This window comes from Microbacterium sp. Bi121 (assembly GCF_918698005.1).
Lineage (GTDB): Bacteria > Actinomycetota > Actinomycetes > Actinomycetales > Microbacteriaceae > Microbacterium.
Window position 1 is genome coordinate 93,725 of the sequence record NZ_CAKKLJ010000008.1, and the last position, 17,692, is coordinate 111,416.

19 protein-coding genes are annotated in these 17,692 nt (G+C 67.4%); 10 read left to right on the forward strand and 9 right to left on the reverse strand.

Annotation, left to right across the window (positions count from 1 at the left end; genetic code table 11):
• The 7 genes from LQZ87_RS13415 to LQZ87_RS13445 form a co-directional block, all read right to left on the reverse strand.
• The gene (locus tag LQZ87_RS13415; protein WP_230103945.1) at positions 1 to 1,296 is read right to left on the reverse strand and encodes a thymidine phosphorylase; all 1,296 of its coding nucleotides are present in this window, start codon (positions 1,294 to 1,296) and stop codon (positions 1 to 3) included.
• Positions 1,293 to 1,691 (reverse strand): cytidine deaminase, encoded by a 399-nt coding sequence (locus LQZ87_RS13420; protein ID WP_230103946.1) that lies wholly within the window; start codon positions 1,689 to 1,691, stop codon positions 1,293 to 1,295. The genes LQZ87_RS13415 and LQZ87_RS13420 overlap by 4 nt, the downstream gene beginning before the upstream one ends.
• A 7-nt stretch (positions 1,692 to 1,698) precedes the next feature.
• Positions 1,699 to 2,976 (reverse strand): ABC transporter permease, encoded by a 1,278-nt coding sequence (locus tag LQZ87_RS13425; protein WP_230103947.1) that lies wholly within the window; start codon positions 2,974 to 2,976, stop codon positions 1,699 to 1,701.
• Positions 2,973 to 4,247 (reverse strand): ABC transporter permease, encoded by a 1,275-nt coding sequence (locus LQZ87_RS13430; RefSeq protein ID WP_230103948.1) that lies wholly within the window; start codon positions 4,245 to 4,247, stop codon positions 2,973 to 2,975. Before LQZ87_RS13430 ends, LQZ87_RS13425 begins: the two co-directional genes overlap by 4 nt.
• Positions 4,244 to 5,770, reverse strand: coding sequence for an ABC transporter ATP-binding protein (locus LQZ87_RS13435; protein ID WP_230103949.1), 1,527 nt, complete (start codon positions 5,768 to 5,770; stop codon positions 4,244 to 4,246). The genes LQZ87_RS13430 and LQZ87_RS13435 overlap by 4 nt, the downstream gene beginning before the upstream one ends.
• Positions 5,771 to 5,866: 96 nt before the next feature.
• Complete coding sequence (locus LQZ87_RS13440) at positions 5,867 to 6,964, reverse strand: BMP family ABC transporter substrate-binding protein (RefSeq protein ID WP_230103950.1); 1,098 nt, start codon at positions 6,962 to 6,964, stop codon at positions 5,867 to 5,869.
• Positions 6,965 to 7,093: 129 nt separating this feature from the next.
• The gene (locus LQZ87_RS13445; protein ID WP_230103951.1) at positions 7,094 to 8,206 is read right to left on the reverse strand and encodes a mannose-1-phosphate guanylyltransferase; all 1,113 of its coding nucleotides are present in this window, start codon (positions 8,204 to 8,206) and stop codon (positions 7,094 to 7,096) included.
• 233 nt (positions 8,207 to 8,439) lie between these two features.
• Between LQZ87_RS13445 and sdhC the strand changes: the two genes are divergently transcribed.
• From sdhC to LQZ87_RS13485, 8 genes are read left to right on the forward strand one after another with little or no spacing between them, the layout of a single operon-like run.
• On the forward strand, positions 8,440 to 8,874 hold the full coding sequence (gene sdhC / locus LQZ87_RS13450) for a succinate dehydrogenase, cytochrome b556 subunit (protein WP_290368274.1): 435 nt from the start codon (positions 8,440 to 8,442) through the stop codon (positions 8,872 to 8,874).
• Entirely contained in the window at positions 8,874 to 9,308 is a 435-nt protein-coding gene (sdhD, locus tag LQZ87_RS13455; protein WP_230103952.1) for a succinate dehydrogenase, hydrophobic membrane anchor protein, read from the forward strand. The genes sdhC and sdhD overlap by 1 nt, the downstream gene beginning before the upstream one ends.
• 36 nt (positions 9,309 to 9,344) lie before the next feature.
• Complete coding sequence (gene sdhA / locus LQZ87_RS13460; RefSeq protein ID WP_230103953.1) at positions 9,345 to 11,150, forward strand: succinate dehydrogenase flavoprotein subunit; 1,806 nt, start codon at positions 9,345 to 9,347, stop codon at positions 11,148 to 11,150.
• 2 nt (positions 11,151 to 11,152) lie between these two features.
• On the forward strand, positions 11,153 to 11,914 hold the full coding sequence (locus tag LQZ87_RS13465) for a succinate dehydrogenase iron-sulfur subunit (RefSeq protein WP_230103954.1): 762 nt from the start codon (positions 11,153 to 11,155) through the stop codon (positions 11,912 to 11,914).
• 10 nt (positions 11,915 to 11,924) lie between these two features.
• Complete coding sequence (locus tag LQZ87_RS13470) at positions 11,925 to 13,049, forward strand: YihY/virulence factor BrkB family protein (protein ID WP_230103955.1); 1,125 nt, start codon at positions 11,925 to 11,927, stop codon at positions 13,047 to 13,049.
• A gap of 9 nt (positions 13,050 to 13,058) precedes the next feature.
• The gene (locus LQZ87_RS13475; RefSeq protein ID WP_230103956.1) at positions 13,059 to 13,898 is read left to right on the forward strand and encodes an exodeoxyribonuclease III; all 840 of its coding nucleotides are present in this window, start codon (positions 13,059 to 13,061) and stop codon (positions 13,896 to 13,898) included.
• 34 nt (positions 13,899 to 13,932) lie between these two features.
• Positions 13,933 to 14,937, forward strand: a complete 1,005-nt coding sequence (trpS, locus tag LQZ87_RS13480; RefSeq protein WP_290368275.1) for a tryptophan--tRNA ligase — start codon at positions 13,933 to 13,935, stop codon at positions 14,935 to 14,937.
• 32 nt (positions 14,938 to 14,969) lie between these two features.
• Entirely contained in the window at positions 14,970 to 15,509 is a 540-nt protein-coding gene (locus LQZ87_RS13485; protein ID WP_230103958.1) for a hypothetical protein, read from the forward strand.
• Positions 15,510 to 15,539: 30 nt separating this feature from the next.
• Here LQZ87_RS13485 and pth read toward each other — a convergent pair whose 3' ends face one another.
• Both pth and LQZ87_RS13495 read right to left on the reverse strand, forming a co-directional pair.
• Entirely contained in the window at positions 15,540 to 16,121 is a 582-nt protein-coding gene (pth, locus tag LQZ87_RS13490) for an aminoacyl-tRNA hydrolase (protein ID WP_230103959.1), read from the reverse strand.
• 102 nt (positions 16,122 to 16,223) lie between these two features.
• Positions 16,224 to 16,853: a 50S ribosomal protein L25/general stress protein Ctc gene (locus tag LQZ87_RS13495; RefSeq protein WP_230103960.1), complete on the reverse strand. Its 630-nt coding sequence runs from the start codon at positions 16,851 to 16,853 to the stop codon at positions 16,224 to 16,226.
• Between the two features lie 250 nt (positions 16,854 to 17,103).
• On the opposite strand from LQZ87_RS13495, the gene LQZ87_RS15230 reads away from it, so the two are divergent.
• A complete protein-coding gene (locus LQZ87_RS15230) occupies positions 17,104 to 17,229 on the forward strand; it encodes a hypothetical protein (protein ID WP_290368276.1) in 126 nt (41 codons plus the stop codon).
• 138 nt (positions 17,230 to 17,367) lie between these two features.
• On the forward strand, positions 17,368 to 17,692 hold a 325-nt coding region (locus LQZ87_RS13500), incomplete at its 3' end, for an NAD(P)-binding domain-containing protein (RefSeq protein WP_230103961.1).

Here is a 17,692-nt window from a genome sequence, read left to right on the forward strand (position 1 = left end):
CTACGCGGTGATGCGCTCGCGGACGAGGGGCCCGATCTCGGGCGCGGTGTCGCCCAGCGTCCAGGCGCCTTCGAGGGCTTCGAGCGCCCGGGGGAAGCGTGCCTCGTCCTCGGCGGAGAGCGTGAACAGCGCCTGTCCTGCGCTCACCCGATCGCCGGGCTTTACGTGCAGGTCGATGCCGGCGGCGTGCACGACCTGGTCCTCGGCGCGTGCGCGCCCTGCTCCCAGGCGCCACGCCGCGATGCCGAACGGAAGGGCCTCCATGCCGGTGACGATCCCGTCCGCTTCGGCCGTGACGACGTGCGTCTCACGAGCGGTGGGGAGCGGAGCATCCGGATCGCCGTCCTGGGCGCGGATCATCGCCTTCCAGGTGTCCATGGCGCGACCGTCGTCCAGCGCGCCCTCGACGTCGGCATCCGGCTGACCGGCCAGCGTGAGCATCTCGCGTGCGAGCGCAATCGTGAGCTCTCGGATGTCGGCCGGCCCGCCGCCGGCGAGGACCTCGACGGACTCGCGCACCTCGTTGGCGTTGCCGATCGCGAGTCCGAGCGGCACGTTCATGTCGGTCAGCAGCGCCGTGGTGGCCACCCCCGAGTCCGTTCCGAGCGCGACCATCGTCTGAGCCAGCTCGCGCGCGCGATCGATGTCCTGCATGAAGGCGCCGGAGCCGAACTTCACGTCCAGGACCAGTGCGTCAGTGCCCTCGGCGATCTTCTTCGACATGATGCTCGACGCGATCAGCGGGATCGCCTCGACCGTGCCGGTGACGTCGCGGAGCGCGTACAGCTTCTTGTCCGCCGGGGCGAGACCGGAGCCTGCCGCGCAGATCACAGCGCCGACATCGCCGCGCATCTGCTCGAACATCTCCTGGTTCGACAGCGCAGCGCGCCATCCGGGGATCGCCTCGAGCTTGTCGAGGGTGCCACCCGTGTGGCCGAGTCCTCGACCGGAAAGCTGCGGCACGGCGACGCCGAAGGATGCCACGAGCGGGGCGAGCGGCAGAGTGATCTTGTCGCCGACGCCGCCGGTGGAGTGCTTGTCGACCGTGCGCTTGCCCAGGCCGGCGAAGTCCATCCGCTCCCCCGACGCGATCATGGCATCCGTGAGCACCTGGATCTCGGAGCGCTCCATGCCCCGCTGGAAGATCGCCATGGCGAAGGACGCCATCTGCGCGTCCGAGACGTAGCCGCGGGTGTAGGCGTCGACCATCCACCGCAGGGCGGGCTCGGGGACCGCTCCCCCGTCGCGCTTCGCGCGGATCACGTCGATCGCGTCGTACGGTTCCGGTGCGCTCATCGGGCGTCCTCCAGGTCGCGCGGCCCGAATGCGTCGGGCAGCACCTCGTCGATGGTCCGGATGCCGGACACGGTCTCGAGCAGCATCTCGGGCATGGAGTGCTCGAACAGCAGCTGACGGCAGCGCCCGCACGGCATGATGGTCTGCCCGTCGCCGTTCACGCACACGAAGGCGACGAGCTTGCCGCCGCCCGACATGTGCAGGTCGCCGACCAGCGCGCACTCGGCGCAGAGAGTCACCCCGTACGAGGCGTTCTCGACATTGCAGCCGGCGACGATGCGTCCGTCTGCGACGAGCGCCGCAGCCCCCACCTTGTAGCGGGAGTACGGGGCGTAGGCCTTGTGCATGGCCTCGGTCGCGACGTGACGAAGCTCGTCCCAATCGATGTCTGTCATGGCTCCTCTAGCTCTTGATGTAGGGTTCGCCGTCCGCGGCTGGTGCCCGCGAGCGGCCGACGAGTCCGGCGACGGCGAAGATGGTGACGATGTACGGAAGCATGAGCATGAACTGGCTCGGAACCGGGGAGCCGATCACCGAGAGCACGCCCTGCAGGTTCGTCGCGAAGCCGAACAGAAGGGCTGCGAGCGTCGCGCGGATCGGGTCCCACTTTCCGAAGATCACGGCGGCGAGCGCGATGAACCCGGCTCCTGCGGTCATCTCCTGATTGAACCTCGGGACCGACACCAGCGTGTAGAACGCACCGCCGAGGCCCGCGACGGCACCGGCCAGAAGCACGGCGCGGTAGCGGGTCGCGGCCACCTTGATGCCGACCGTGTCGGCGGCCTGGGGGTGTTCGCCGACCGACCGCAGCCGGAGTCCCCAGCGGGTGCGGTACAGACCGAACCACACCAGCGCCACCACGACGTACATCAGGTAGACGATGAACGACTGGCGGAACAGGATCGGTCCGATCACGGGAATCTCGCTGAGCCCCGGGATCGCGACGGCGTTGAACGTCTCCGGGCTGTTGAGCGTCTCGGTGTTCGGCGCGAGCACCTGTCGGAACAGGAACGTCGTCAGACCGATCACGAGCACGTTCAGCACCACGCCGACGATCACCTGGTCGACGAAGTACGTGATCGTGAAGACACCGAGGACGAGGGCGACGAGCATGCCGGCGACCATGGCGGCCACGAGGCCCGCCCAGGGCGTGCCCGCCAGCGACGCGGCCACGGCGGCCGAGAACGCGCCGGCGAGCAGCTGCGCCTCGATCGCGATGTTCACGACGCCGGCTCGCTCGCCGATCACGCCGCCCAGTGCGCCGAAGATCAGTGGCGTGGCCAGTGCCAGCGCACCGCCGAGGAGCCCGATCATGGGCAGCGTGCTGCCGGCGGCGGCCCACGCGAGGAAGCCGATCATCAGGACGGCGACCCAGACGATGACGAGCCACAACGGGATGCCGCGCCGTGCCCGCACGCGGATCACGGCGAACACCGTCGCTGCGGCGAGGAGGACGACGGCGATCCACGCCGTGGCCGTCGCCGGAAGCACGACGTCCGGAACCGTGAAGAACGCCTCGCCTGCAGACAGGCGGAACGTCGTCTCGCCCTCGCGCGGTGCCAGCAGCGGCAGGAGCGCGAACAGCACCGTGAAGATCGCGAAGATCACCGGCGCCTTCCATGAGACGACGGTCACGCGACGCTGCTCATCGCTGACGACGGGTTCGGCCGTGACGGTCATGCGGACACCTCCTCGGCGATCTGCGCCGCATTCTTCTTCGGCTTCTTGGGCTTCTTGCGCGCCCCTGGTTGAGGCAGGCCGAACATGGCGCGCACCAGAGGCGGTGCGGCGATGAACAGCACGATCAGCGACTGGACGACGAGGACGATCTCGATCGGGATGCCCTCCGAGGACTGCATCGTGAATCCGCCGGTCTTGAACGCGCCGAACAGGAGGCCGGCGGCGAGGATGCCGAGCGGCGTCGAGCGGCCGAGCAGAGCGACGGTGATGGCGTCGAAGCCGATGCCGGCGTCGATCGCTCCGCCGAATCCGCTGGTCTCGGTGCCGAGGATCTGGCTGATGCCGGCGATGCCGACCAGCGCGCCGGCGATGAGCATGACCACCAGGTACATGCGCCCGACGTCGATACCCGCGACGCGCGCGGCTGCGGGGTTCTCACCGACGGCGCGGAAGCGGAAGCCGAGCGAGGAGCGCTCCAGCAGCCACCAGGTGAAGGCGACCGCGACGAGCGCCAGCAGGAACCCGGCGTGCAGCTTGTACTGCGGGCCGAGCAGCTGCGGCAGCACGGCGCTGTCCGGCATCGGTGCGGTCTTCGGATTGCTCGAGCCCGGCGCCTGCAGGATTCCCTGCGTCGCCAGCATCCATGCGAGCAGGTAGAAGGCGATGTGGTTGAGCATGATCGTCGTGATCACCTCGTGCGCACCGGTGCGCGCCTTGAGGAGTCCGGCGATACCGGCCCAGATCGCACCGGCGACCATGCCGGCCACGACGGCGGCGATCAGGTGCAGCGGGAACGGAAGATCCCACTGCGTCGCGACGTAGCCTCCGGCAGCGGCCGCCATGAGCATCTGCCCCTGGCCACCGATGTTGAACAGACCCGCGCGGAACGCCAGACCGACGCCGAGGCCGGCCGCGATCAGCGGCGTGGCGAACTTGAGGGTCTCGGTGAGCGGATGGATGCCGATCGCGAAGCTGTCGGCGTTGAAGTTGTAGATCGCGCCGCGGAACAGAGCGGCATACGCCCCGGCGACGGCATCCCAGATCGCACCGATCATGTCCATCGGCCTGGCGAAGAAGTAGCCGGAGGTGGCCTGGACCTGCTCGTTCGTCGCGGCGATCATGATCGATCCGACGACGACGGCGATGAGGACGGCCAGCACCGAGATGATGCCGTTGCCGCGCACGATCGCCTGCATGGCGAGCCGCCAGCGAGTCGGCGCGACCTTGGTGTCCGGCGCGGCGAGAGGGGTCTGGGGCTGCGTGGCGCTCATGCGCTGGTCTCCTCGCTCGCGGCGGTCGCCGACATGCCGGCCATCATCAGGCCGAGGCGGTCGCGGGGGGTGTCACCGGGGACGATGCCGACGACCTGGCCGCGATACATCACCAGGATGCGGTCGGCGAGGGCGGTGACCTCGTCGAGCTCTGTGGAGATGACGATCACAGGAACTCCGGCGTCGCGGGTGTCGATCAGGCGCTTGTGGATGAACTCGATGGACCCCACGTCGACGCCGCGGGTGGGCTGCGCTGCGACGAACAGCGACAGATCGCGACTCAGCTCGCGTGCGAGCACCACCTTCTGCTGGTTGCCGCCGGACAGCCGCCCGGCCGCCTGCGACGGACCCTGGGTGCGGATGTCGAACTCGGTGATCTTCTCGCGGGCGAACGCATCGAGGGCGCTGCGGCGAACGGTGCCGACGCTGACGAACGGTTCACCGTGCGAGCGGTCGAGCATGAGGTTCTCGGCGATGGTGAACTCCTTCACCAGTCCGTCGACGCTGCGGTCCTCCGGGACGAACCCGACGCCGGCGTCGAGGATCTCGCGGACCGAGCGCCCGAGCAGCTCCTCGCCGTCCAGGCGGATGCTGCCCCTGACCTGATCCTGAAGGCCGATGATGGCCTCGGTGAGCTCGGTCTGGCCGTTGCCCTGCACACCGGCGATCGCGAGGATCTCGCCTCCGCGCACCTCGAACGACGCCTCGTCGACGAGGACGGTCCCGGTGCGGTCGGTGACGGTGAGCCCCTCGACGACGAGCGAGTTCGTTCGTACGTTGGGCGCGTCCTTGTGCACGGTCAGCTCGACGGCCCGGCCGACCATGAGGGAGGCGAGCTCTTCGTTGGAAGCCGAAGGCGATGCTTCGCCGACGACCTTGCCGAGCCGGATGACCGTGATGCGGTCCGCGACCTCGCGCACCTCGCGGAGCTTGTGGGTGATGAAGACGATCGATGTGCCCTGCGACTTGAGCTGCCGCATGGTGTTCATCAGCTCATCGGTCTCCTGCGGCGTGAGGACCGCGGTCGGCTCGTCGAACACGAGGACCTTGGCGTCGCGGGAAAGCGCTTTGATGATCTCGACGCGCTGCTGGACGCCCACGGGGAGATCTTCGACGACCGCATCGGGGTCGACGGCGAATCCGAAGCGGTCGGAGATCTCGCGCACGCGCTTTCGTGCGGCTGCCAGGTCGAGGCGGCCTCCGAACTTCGTCTGCTCGTGTCCGAGCATCACGTTCTCGGCGACGGTGAAGACGGGGATCAGCATGAAGTGCTGGTGCACCATGCCGATGCCGGCGGCCATCGCATCGCCAGGGCCGGAGAAGTGCTGCACCTCGTCATCGAGGAGGATGTCGCCCTCGTCGGCCTGGTACAGGCCGTAGAGGACGTTCATGAGCGTCGACTTGCCTGCGCCGTTCTCGCCCAGAAGGCAATGGATCTCACCTTCTTCAACGGTGAGATCGATGTGGTCGTTCGCTGTCAGCGCGCCGAATCTCTTCGTGATGCCGCGCAGTTCAAGCTTCATGTGGTCGATCCTATTCAGCAGACCCGGGTCTGCGGGAGTGGCCGGACAGAACGAGACGGGGAGGCCGACGCGCGCCGGCCTCCCCGTCTCTTTGCGTCACTCGCTGAGGTAGGACGTGACGGTCACCTTGCCGTCGATGATGTCCTGCTGGAGCTGCGTGACCTCGTCCTGCAGGCCGGAGTCGACCTTGTCGGCGAAGTTGTGCAGGTCGGCGATGCCCACGCCGTCGTTCTCGAGCGTGCCGATGTAGGCCTCGGCGTCGAACTCGTCCTTGCCGCTGGCGAGGACCGCCTGGTAGGTCGACAGGTCCATCGCCTTGAGGACCGAGGTGAGGACGACGTCAGCCGTGCTCGGGTCGGTCACGAACAGGTCTGCGTCAGCGCCGATGAGGGCGATGTCCTTGCCGGACTCCTTGATCGCCTGCTGCGCCGACTGGTAGATCGGCCCGCCGACGGGGAGGATGACGTCGACGCCCTGGTCGAGGATGTTCACGGCGACCTGCTTGGCGTCCTGGTTGGCCTCGAAGCCACCCGTGAACGAGCCGGTCTTGCCGTCCCAGCCGACGACCTGGACGTCGGCGTCCTTGACCTCGTTGTAGTGGTTCACGCCCTGGAGGAAGCCGTCCATGAAGATCGTGACGGTCGGGAACTCCATGCCGCCGAAGGTGCCGACCTTGCCGGTCTTCGAGTAGCCCGCGGACAGGTAGCCCGCGAGGAACGCCGCCTGGGCGGTGTCGTACAGCAGCGGCTTGACGTTCTCGGCGTCCTTCTTGCCGTCGAAGTCGTTGTCGGCCGCGTCGTCGACGAGGATGAAGTCGACGTCGGGGTTGGCCGTGGCTGCCTCGACGGTGGCGGCCGAGAGAGCGAAGCCGACGGCGACGATCGCGTTGCAGCCCTCGCCGACGAGGTTGGTCACGTTCGGGCCGTACTCGGTCTCGGCGTTGGACTGCACGTCCTTGAGCTCGACACCGAGCTCGTCTGCGGCCTTCTGCGCGCCCTCGAACGAGAGCTGGTTGAACGACTTGTCGTCGAATCCGCCCATATCGGAGACGATGCAGGGCAGGAAGTCGAGCTTCTCGCCGCCGGCGTTGCCGCCGTCGTTCTCCTCGGGAGCGGCCCCACAGCCTGCGAGTGCGACGGCGACGCCGGTCGCCACGAGCGCGGCGAGAGCGCGCTTTCGGGTGGAAATGGTCACGTAAGCCTCCACGACTACTGGCCTGCGCCGATCGCAGGGTCCGTCTGGATAAATTACCCAGTATTACGGCGAACGCAGTGGTCGAGACGGTTAATGGTTATGAACTCGCAATAGACCCGGTCGGGGCTGCTACAGAACGTCGCCTCGACCGGTCAGCTTGAGCGATTCCACGACGCCCTTCACGCGCTGTGCGTGCTCGGCCGTGGTGACGAGCAGCGCATCCTCGGTGTCGACGACGACGATGTCCTGGACGCCGATCAGGCTGATGACCCGGGAGGTCTGACTGACCAGGATCCCGGTGGCGGCATCCGACAGCACGCGCGCCTTCGGACCGAGCACGGCGAGGTCGTTCTTGCGGCCGCCGGAGATGAGCTTGGTCAGTGAGGCGAAGTCCCCCACGTCGTCCCAGTCGAAGTGCCCGGGGATGACGGCCAGGCGCCCCTTGTCCGCCGCCGGCTCGGCGACGGCGTAGTCGATCGCGATCTTCTTCAGCCGCGGCCAGACCCGGTCGACGACCGGCCCTCGGCGCTCGCGGTCGTCCCACGCCTCTGCGAGTTCGAGCAGACCCGCATGCAGCTCCGGCTCGTTCGCCGCGAGCTCGTCGAGGAGCACGCTGGCCCTGGAGATGAACATGCCGGCGTTCCAGAGGAACGAACGGTCGGCGTAGTACTCCTTGGCGGTTTCGAGATCGGGCTTCTCGACGAAGCGCTGCACGGTCGCCGCCTCGGGCGCTCCGTCGACCACGATCTCTTCGCCCTTCTGGATGTATCCGAATCCGACCGAGGGCTCCGACGGCTGGATGCCGATCGTGCAGATGTAACCGGCGCGCGCGACGGCGACGGCCTGCTGCACGGCGAACTCGAACGTGCGGGTGCCGCGGATGACGTGATCGGCGGCGAACGAGCCGATGATGACGTCGGGGTCGCGCCGATGCAGGATCGCGGCGGCGAGGCCGATGGCAGCCGCCGACTCGCGCGGCTCCGACTCGAGGAAGACGTTCATGTCGGGGATGCCGGGGAGCTCGGCCTCCACGGCGGCGCGGTGGGCGCGACCGGTGACGACGGAGATGCGGTCGGGGCCGGTCATGGGCTCGAGGCGGTCCCACGTGTCGCGGAGCAGGGAGTTGCCGGAGCCGGTCAGGTCGTGCAGGAACTTCGGCGCGTCCGCCCGAGAGAGCGGCCACAGCCGACTGCCGATACCGCCGGCGGGGATCACTGCATAGAAGTCGTCGAACGGCGCCATGGATCTAACCTATCCGCCGGGGCTGCGGCGCATCGGCGGATTCTCTTGGCTGTTCAGCACGATAGCCAGGCCGAATCGTGACGATGCATGATGGCAATGATGAGGCCGGGCCTTAGGGTCGCCTTCGTCGCACCCAGCGTTCTGACAGGAATAGGATGGGTCCCGATCGGGCATGCCCTGCGGTCGGTTCGGACCCAGTGCTCCCGGCCTCGCATCGATCAGGGAGGACGACCGTGTCCGCAGGCACTCGCTTGACACCGTCGATTTCGGAAACCACGTCCAAGACCCCGCGCGGCACTCTGTACCGCGGCCGTGAGGGCATGTGGTCGTGGGTGCTTCACCGCATCACCGGAGTCGCCATCTTCTTCTTCCTTCTGGTGCACGTGCTCGACACGGCACTCATCCGGGTCTCCCCCGAGGCGTACAACGCGGTGATCGGCACCTACAAGAACCCGATCATGGCCCTCGGCGAGGTCGTGCTCGTCGCGGCGATCGTGTTCCACGCGATGAACGGACTCCGCATCATCCTCGTCGACTTCTGGTCGAAGGGCGCTCGCTTCCAGCGTCAGCTGTTCTGGGGCGTCCTGGCCGTGTGGCTCGTCCTCATGGCCGGATTCACCTCGCGTCATCTTGCTCTGGCGTTCGCCGGATTCGGAGGGGGTCACTGATGTCCGCCCAGACCGTCGCCGCACCGGCCCGCCGCCGCAGCGGCATCAACCTCGAGAAGTGGGGCTGGGTGTTCATGCGAGCATCCGGCGTCGTGCTGATCGTCCTCATCTTCGGCCACCTGTTCGTGAACCTGATGGTCGGTGAGGGCATCCACGCCCTCGATTTCGCCTTCATCGCAGGAAAGTTCGCCACACCGTTCTGGCAGTGGTGGGACGTGCTCATGCTCTGGCTCGCCTTCATCCACGGCGGCAACGGCATGCGCACGATCGTCAACGACTACGTCACCAACGAGAAGGTGCGCAAGGCCCTCGTCTGGGCGATCGGTCTGGCCGCAGGGCTGCTGATCATCCTCGGCACCCTGGTCGTCTTCACGTTCGACCCGTGCCTGGGCGACCCGTCGACCGCCGAGCTTGTGAAGCTGTGCGCGGCCTGACGCCCGCCACGTGGACTGAGAAGAGAGCAACGAGAAGTGACTACTGAGACTCAGGATTCCGTCGTTCGCGACGGTGTGCACTACCACCAGTTCGACGTCGTGATCGTCGGCGCCGGCGGCGCAGGAATGCGGGCGGCCATCGAGGCCGGCCCCGGTGCGAAGACCGCGGTGATCTCCAAGCTCTACCCGACGCGCTCGCACACCGGTGCGGCGCAGGGCGGCATGGCTGCGGCACTCGCGAACGTCGAGGAGGACAGCTGGGAGTGGCACACCTTCGACACCGTCAAGGGCGGCGACTACCTGGTCGACCAGGACGCGGCTGAGATCCTGGCCAAGGAGGCCATCGACGCCGTCATCGATCTCGAGAACATGGGCCTGCCGTTCAACCGCACGCCAGAGGGCAAGATCGATCAGCGTCGCTTCGGCGGCCACACGGCCGAGCACGGCAAGACCCCCGTCCGCCGCGCCTGCTACGCCGCCGACCGCACTGGCCACATGATCCTGCAGACGCTGTTCCAGAACTGCGTCAAGCTCGGCATCAACTTCTTCAACGAGTTCTACGTGCTCGACCTGATCACGGTGAAGGACGACGCGGGCAAGATCCAGGTCGCCGGCGTCGTCGCCTACGAGCTGGCCTCCGGCGAACTGCATGTCTTCCAGTCCAAGGCCGTGGTCTTCGCGACCGGCGGCTTCGGGAAGATCTACAAGACCACTTCGAACGCGCACACCCTCACCGGTGACGGGGTCGGCATCATCTGGCGCAAGAACCTGCCGCTGGAGGACATGGAGTTCTTCCAGTTCCATCCGACTGGTCTCGCCGGCCTCGGCATCCTACTCACAGAGGGTGCCCGCGGTGAGGGCGCGATCCTGCGCAACGAGTCCGGTGAACGCTTCATGGAGCGCTACGCCCCCACGATCAAGGACCTCGCCCCTCGCGATATCGTCGCGCGCTCCATGGTGCAGGAAGTCCTCGACGGGCGCGGCGCGGGTCCGCACAAGGACTACGTGTACCTCGACTGCACGCACCTCGGTGCCGAAGTCCTCGAGACCAAGCTCCCCGACATCACCGAGTTCGCACGCACGTACCTGGGCGTCGACCCTGTGACCGACCCCGTCCCCGTCATGCCGACGGCGCACTACGCCATGGGCGGCATCCCGACGAACAACAACGCCGAGGTGCTCGCCGACAACGACACCGTCGTTCCCGGCCTGTACGCGGCCGGCGAGTGCGCCTGCGTCTCGGTGCACGGCTCCAACCGCCTCGGCACCAACTCGCTGCTCGACATCAACGTCTTCGGCAAGCGCGCCGGCAACAACGCCGTCGCATACGCCAAGACGGCCGAGTTCGTACCGCTGCCAGAGAACCCCGCTGCATTCGTGAAGGGCCTGCTCGAGGACATGCGCAGCAGCAACGGCACCGAGCGCGTCGCGGTGCTGCGCAAGAAGCTGCAGGACGAGATGGACCGCGGGGCCCAGGTCTTCCGCACCCATGAGTCGCTCGAGCACGTCCTCGACGTCATCAAGGAGCTGCGCGAACGCTACAAGAACGTCTACATCGACGACAAGGGGCACCGCTTCAACACCGACCTCCTCGAGGCCGTCGAGCTCGGGTTCCTGCTCGACATCGCCGAAGTCGTCGTCTACGCGGCGCAGAACCGCGAGGAGAGCCGCGGCGGCCACATGCGCGACGACTTCCCCAAGCGCGACGACGAGAACTGGATGAAGCACACCATGGCGTACCTGACGGGCGACCCGCACTCGTCGACCCCCGCCGATCACATCAGACTCGACTCGAAGCCGGTCGTCCAGACCCGCTACCAGCCGATGGAGAGGAAGTACTGAGCATGTCGAACGCCGTCGCAGAGGCCCCCGCGGCCGCAGACCCGGCCATCCAGTCCTTCCTGGTCACGTTCATCATCCGCCGGTTCGATCCTGAACAGGATGCCGAGCCGCGCTGGGTGGACTACGACGTCGAACTGTTCTCGACCGACCGCGTCCTGGACGCGCTGCACAAGATCAAGTGGGAGGTCGACGGCTCGCTGTCGTTCCGCCGCTCGTGTGCGCACGGCATCTGCGGATCCGACGCGATGCGCATCAACGGACGCAACCGCCTCGCCTGCAAGACGCTGATCAAGGACCTCGACATCTCGAAGCCGATCTACGTCGAGGCGATCAAGGGTCTGCCGCTCGAGAAGGACCTGATCGTCGACATGGAGCCGTTCTTCGCCTCCTACCGCGAGGTCCAGCCGTTCCTCGTCGCGAGCAGTGTCCCCGAGAAGGGCAAGGAGCGCGTCCAGTCGATCGCCGACCGTGCGATCTTCGACGACACCACCAAGTGCATCCTGTGCGCCGCGTGCACCTCGTCGTGCCCGGTGTTCTGGACCGACGGCCAGTACTTCGGTCCTGCCGCGATCGTCAACGCGCACCGTTTCATCTTCGACTCGCGCGACGACAACGCCGAGGTCCGTCTGGACATCCTCAACGACAAGGAGGGCGTGTGGCGCTGCCGTACGACCTTCAACTGCTCCGAGGCATGCCCGCGTGGCATCGAGGTGACCAAGGCGATCGCCGAGGTCAAGCAGGCGGTTCTGCGCGGACGCCCGTAGGAGGATCCCCGTGCCGTTGCGCGAGCGCCTGGAAGGGCCGCTCGAGCGTGCGGCTGAGCTGAAGGATCGAACGCTCGCCGCGTTCCCTGTGCGCGTATGGCGTGGTTTTCTGCGCGGGAACGGATTCCTGCTGTCCGCGGGCATGAGCTACTACGTCCTGTTCTCGCTGTTCGCGGTCATCTACGTCAGCTTCGCCGGCGTCGGTCTGTGGATGGGCGCGAGTCCGCGGGCGATCGACATGCTCATCGACCTGGCGAACAGCTACCTCCCCGGCCTCATCGGCGACCCCGGCCTCTTCGAGCGCGCCGACGTCGTCGACATCGCGCAGCGGAGCACAGGCCTGCTGACCATCACCGGTGCGGTCGCGGTCGGATTCGCGGCGTGGACGGCCATCTCGGCCGTGACGTTCACCCGCCGAGCGATCCGAGACATCTTCGGTCTGCCGTTCGACACGCGCTCGTATTGGCTGCTCAAGCTGCGCGACCTGTTCGCCGGCATCCTGTTCGGTCTCGCGCTGCTGCTGGGCGCCGCGCTCAGCGTCCTGAGCATCTGGGCGCTGGAGTCGATCTTCGAGCTCTTCGGCTGGCCGGAGGACTCGTGGGTACTCTCGGGTGCCGGGCGTGCGCTCTGGATGGCGAGCGCGTTCGTCGTGGATGCCGGCGCCCTGGCGGCCCTGGTACGGTTCCTGGTCGGAGCGGACCTGCGATGGCGCTTCATCTGGCCCGCGTCGCTGCTCGGCGGCGGCGCGATGGTGGTTCTTCAGCTGGCCGCCGGTCTGCTGCTGACTCGCGTGCCGACGAACCCGCTGCTCGCCTCGTTCGCGGTGATCATCGGACTGCTGCTGTGGTGCCGCCTGCTGGCGAGCGTCGTACTCGTCGCGGCATCCTGGATCGCCGTCACCGCCGCCGACCACGACCATCCGCTGGAACTCGAGGACGAGCAGGCCGCTCGCCTCGCCGAGCAGGAGGCACTGGTCCTCGCCGCACGTGTGCAGCTGCGCCGGGCACGGGACGCGTACGATGAGGCGCCCTGGTATCGCCGCTGGTTCGCGTCCCGTGGGGTGCGGAGAGCCGAGGACACCCTCGCGATCGCGATCGAGGGAGCAGAGGCCGAGGATGTCACCGGCCCTCGTTAGGCTGATCACATGCCTCACCTGCGTATCGCCTCGGTCAATGTCAACGGGATCAGGGCGGCAGCCCGCAACGGGATGAGCGGATGGCTGGATGCCGCCGACGTCGACATCCTGACGCTGCAGGAGGTCCGCGGGCAGGATGAGCATCTCGAGGCCGCGCTGCCCGGCTGGTCGATCATCCACGACGAGGCGACGGCCAAGGGCCGCGCCGGCGTCGCGATCGCCAGCCGCACGCCCGCGCTCGCGTCGCGGACGACGTTCGGTGCCGAGGACTTCGACTCGAAGGGCCGCTGGATCGAGGGTGATTTCCTGATCGGCGACCGTCCTCTCACCGTGGTGAGCGCCTACGTGCACAGCGGAGAGGCCGACACTCCGAAGCAGGAGGAGAAGTGGAAGTTCCTCGATGCCTTCGGGCAGCGCCTCGTCGAGCTCAGCCAGAACGAAGCGCTGGCTCTGGTCACAGGCGATCTGAACGTCGGCCACCGCGAGCTCGACATCAAGAACTGGCGCGGCAATCGCAAGAAGGCCGGGTTCCTCCCCCGCGAGCGGGCGTACTTCGATCGATTCCTCGGGGATGCCGGCGCCGAGGTGACCGGCGTCGACGGCACCGTGGGCACCGGACTCGGGTGGATCGACATCGGCCGTCGATTCCACGGCGAGGTCGAGGGGCCGTACACGTGGTGGTCCATGCGCGGCCAGGCGTTCGACAACGACTCCGGCTGGCGCATCGACTACCACCTGGCCACCCCGGCCCTCGCCGACCGGGCGCGGGACTACCGAGTGGCGCGCGCAGCGACCTACGGCGAGCGGTGGAGCGATCACGCGCCCGTGATCGTCGACTACTCCTACTGACGAGGCGTCCCGCGCCGCCCCATAGGATTGACGGGTGACCAAACCTCGCCTTTACTCTGGAATGCAGCCATCAGCCGATTCGCTTCAGATCGGCAACTACATCGGCGCGCTCCTGCAGTGGCGTGATCTGCAGACGTCGTACGACGCCTACTTCTCGGTCGTCGATCTGCACGCCCTGACCGTCGCCCAGGACCCCAAGGAACTCCGCGAGAAGACGCGTCGCACGGCGGCCCAGTACATCGCCGCCGGCATCGAGCCCTCGCAGTCGACTCTGTACGTGCAGTCGCACGTGCGGGCGCATGCCGAGCTCGCCTGGATCCTCTCCACGATCACCGGTTTCGGCGAGGCGGGGCGCATGACGCAGTTCAAGGACAAGTCGGCACGCTACGGACAGGACGCCACCAGCGTCGGCCTCTTCACCTACCCGGTGCTGATGGCCGCGGACATCCTGCTGTACCAGACCGATGTCGTTCCCGTCGGCGACGACCAGAAGCAGCACGTCGAACTCACGCGCGATCTCGCCGAGCGGTTCAACTCGCGCTTCGGCGAGACGTTCGTCGTGCCGATGCCTGTGATCCAGAAGGACACCGCGCGGATCTACGACCTGCAGAACCCGACCTCGAAGATGTCCAAATCGGCAGAGAGCGACGCCGGTGTGCTGTGGATGCTGGATGATCCGGCCAAGTCCGCGAAGAAGATCATGCGCGCCGTCACCGACAACGAGGGATCCGTGCGCTTCGATCGGGAGAACAAGCCGGGTGTCTCGAATCTGCTGACGATCTACGCGGCGCTCAGCGGGCGCCAGGTCGCGTCGATCGAGGACGAATACGCCGGTCGCGGCTACGGCGACTTCAAGAAGGGCCTCGCCGAGGTCGTGGTCTCGGAGTTCGAGCCGGTGCGCAACCGTGCCCTCGAGCTGCTCGACGACCCGGCAGAGCTCGACCGGATCCTCGCCGCCAATGCCGCCCGCGCTGATGCCGTCGCCGATGCGACGCTCGCGGACGTGTACGACAAGGTCGGACTGCTGCGCCGAGTGTGAGGCCGTACGGTCGCGCATCCTAGGATGGGTGCGTGACCGACCCGCAGCTTCCGCCGCCCGCACCTTACACGCCGGTGCCGCCCGCGCCCGCCTATCAGACCCCGCCCGGTGCCTATCCCGCGCCCGTCGGCGGTTATGGGGCTCCCGCAGGTACCTACCAGCCGCCGCAGACGGCGGCCGCCGGCTCGGTCGCACTGGGCGTGATCGCGTTCGTGCTGTCGGTCGTCGCCGGCGTCGTGGCCCCGATCATCGGGGGCATCGGCGGCTATCAGATCGGTTACGGCCTTCCCTCCGTGATGCAGTACGTCGACCCTTCCACCTCTGACCTCTCGTTCCTCTCCCCCGTGCGCGATCAAGTGCTCGTGGGCGAGATCGGTTTCTGGGTCGGTACGGTCTCGGGCCTGACGGCGATCGTGCTCGGCATCATCGCGATCGCGAAGCGTCGCGGTCGCGTCTGGGGCATCGTCTCGCTCATCCTGGCCGGGATCGGCCCCGTGCTCTTCTTCCTGGTGCTGAGCATCATGCTGGGCATCGGCGCCGGTGCGGGAGCGGTCACGTATTACGGCGCCTGACCGGCGCTCCGGCGCCTCGGCGTTCCTCGTTCAGCGCGGCGCGTGATGCTTCTGCTGAGCGGCGAGCAGTCCCTCGGCGACGAGGAGCTCCACGGCGTCGGCGGCATCCGACACAAGGGTCGGCAGCGTCTCCCGCTCGGCCTTGCCGAACGGTGAGAGGACCCAGTCCGCGGCATCCTGGCGTCCAGGAGGACGCCCGACGCCGACACGCACACGCGGGAAGTCCGCGGTGCCGATGGCGCGGGCGACATCGCGCACACCGTTGTGACCGCCGTGACCGCCGCCCGTCTTGAGCTTGAGGGTGTCGTACGGGATGTCGAGCTCGTCGTGGACGATGACGGTGCGCTCCGGCGGCACCGAGTAGAACCGGGCCAGGGCGGCGACCGGCGTGCCGGAGACGTTCATGAACGAGTTGGGCTTGGCCAGGACGATCTTGTCGGCGCCGGGGCGCAGCCAGGTCTCCACGACTCGGGCTCCGCCCTTGTGCTCGCGGAACCCCTCGCCCCTGCGGCCGGCGAGCTCGTCGACGACCATCTGCCCGATGTTGTGGCGGGTCGTCTCGTACCGCGGGCCCGGGTTTCCCAGCCCAACGATCAGCCAGGTGTCGGCCATGCGCCCCTCATCTCATCGTCACAGCGGGTCGGGAGTCTCAACAGGTCAGAATACGACGGAGGGGACGCGATCTGATCGCGTCCCCTCCGTGAAAGCAGTGGATTACTCTGCTGCGGCCTCTTCGGCGGGAGCCTCTGCGGCAGCCTCGCCCTCGGCGGCCTCGGTCTCTTCCTCAGCCTCGGGTGCGGCCTCTTCGATCGGAACATAGATCGCGACGACGAGAGTCTCGGGGTCGGCGAGAAGCGTGGCGCCCTTGGGCAGCTTGACGTCGGCAGCCGTGATGTGCTGGCCCTCTTCCAGGCCCTCGACGGAGACCTCGACGTGCTCGGGGATGTGCGTGGCCTCGACCTCGACGGCGATCGAGGTGGCGTCGAGGTTGGCGACGGTGCCGGCGAAGGGCTCGCCCGTGACGACGACGGGAACGTCCACCTGGATCTTCTCGCCCTTGCGCACGACGAGAAGATCGATGTGCTCGATGATCTGGCGCACCGGGTCCTTCTGGACGTCCTTGACGAGCGCGAGCTGGTCCTTGCCGTCGATGTCGAGCTCGAGCAGCGCGTTGGCGCGGCGGATGATGAGCGAGACCTGGTGGCCGGGCAGTGCGACGTGCACGGGCTCGGTGCCGTGGCCGTAGATGACGGCGGGGATCTTGCCGGCGGCGCGGAGGCGGCGGGCGAAGCCCTTGCCGAACTGCTCGCGGACCTCGGCGTGGACCTTGGTGTCCTCAGACATTGGTTCTCCTTCGGGGCACACGGCGAACAGCTCGCCGCGTGGTGGTCTTGTGATCGGCTTCCCGGACGCAGACGTGCGAAAAAGCCACGAGGCTTGATTCGCCGCGTCGATTACGGATGCCGCGCACGCGAAGCATCCCTCGCCGAGGAACTCCTCTATGGTACCCGAAGACCCAGTAGGCTGAAACTCAGACCTCTCGCACGCAGAAACCTCGCGCAGAAAACCTCGCACCTAGAAATCGGAGTCCGGCATGATCGACGGCGCTTTCCTCTCGCACGCCATCCTCTGGCTGATCGGCGCCATGACCCTGTGCGCCACCGTCTTCACGATCGGCGCTCTGTTCTCGATGGGTCGCACGGGCTACCGCAAGGACTGAGCTCCCAGGGCCGCGGCTGTCACAGTGCCCGGACGCGCCGTACGCAGCGATACGCTGAAGTGATCCCCTTACTTCACGATCGAGGAGCAGTCTGTGCCCGAAGCATCAGCGAATATCGGAGTTGTTGGACTCGCCGTCATGGGTTCGAATCTGGCGCGTAATCTCGCCAGCCGTGAGGGGAACACGGTGGCGGTGTTCAATCGGAGTTTCGAGAAGACGCAGGCGGTGCTCGATGCGCACCCCGAGGCGGGGTTCGTCGCGGCGTCCACGTACCAGGAGTTCGCGGACTCTTTGCAGAAGCCGCGGACGGCGATCATCATGGTCAAGGCCGGCGGCCCGACGGATGCGGTGATCGATGCGCTGGTGGAGGTGTTCGAGCCGGGCGACATCATCGTCGATGGGGGCAACGCGTACTTCCCCGACACGATCCGCCGGGAGAAGCAGGTCCGCGAGACCGGGATCA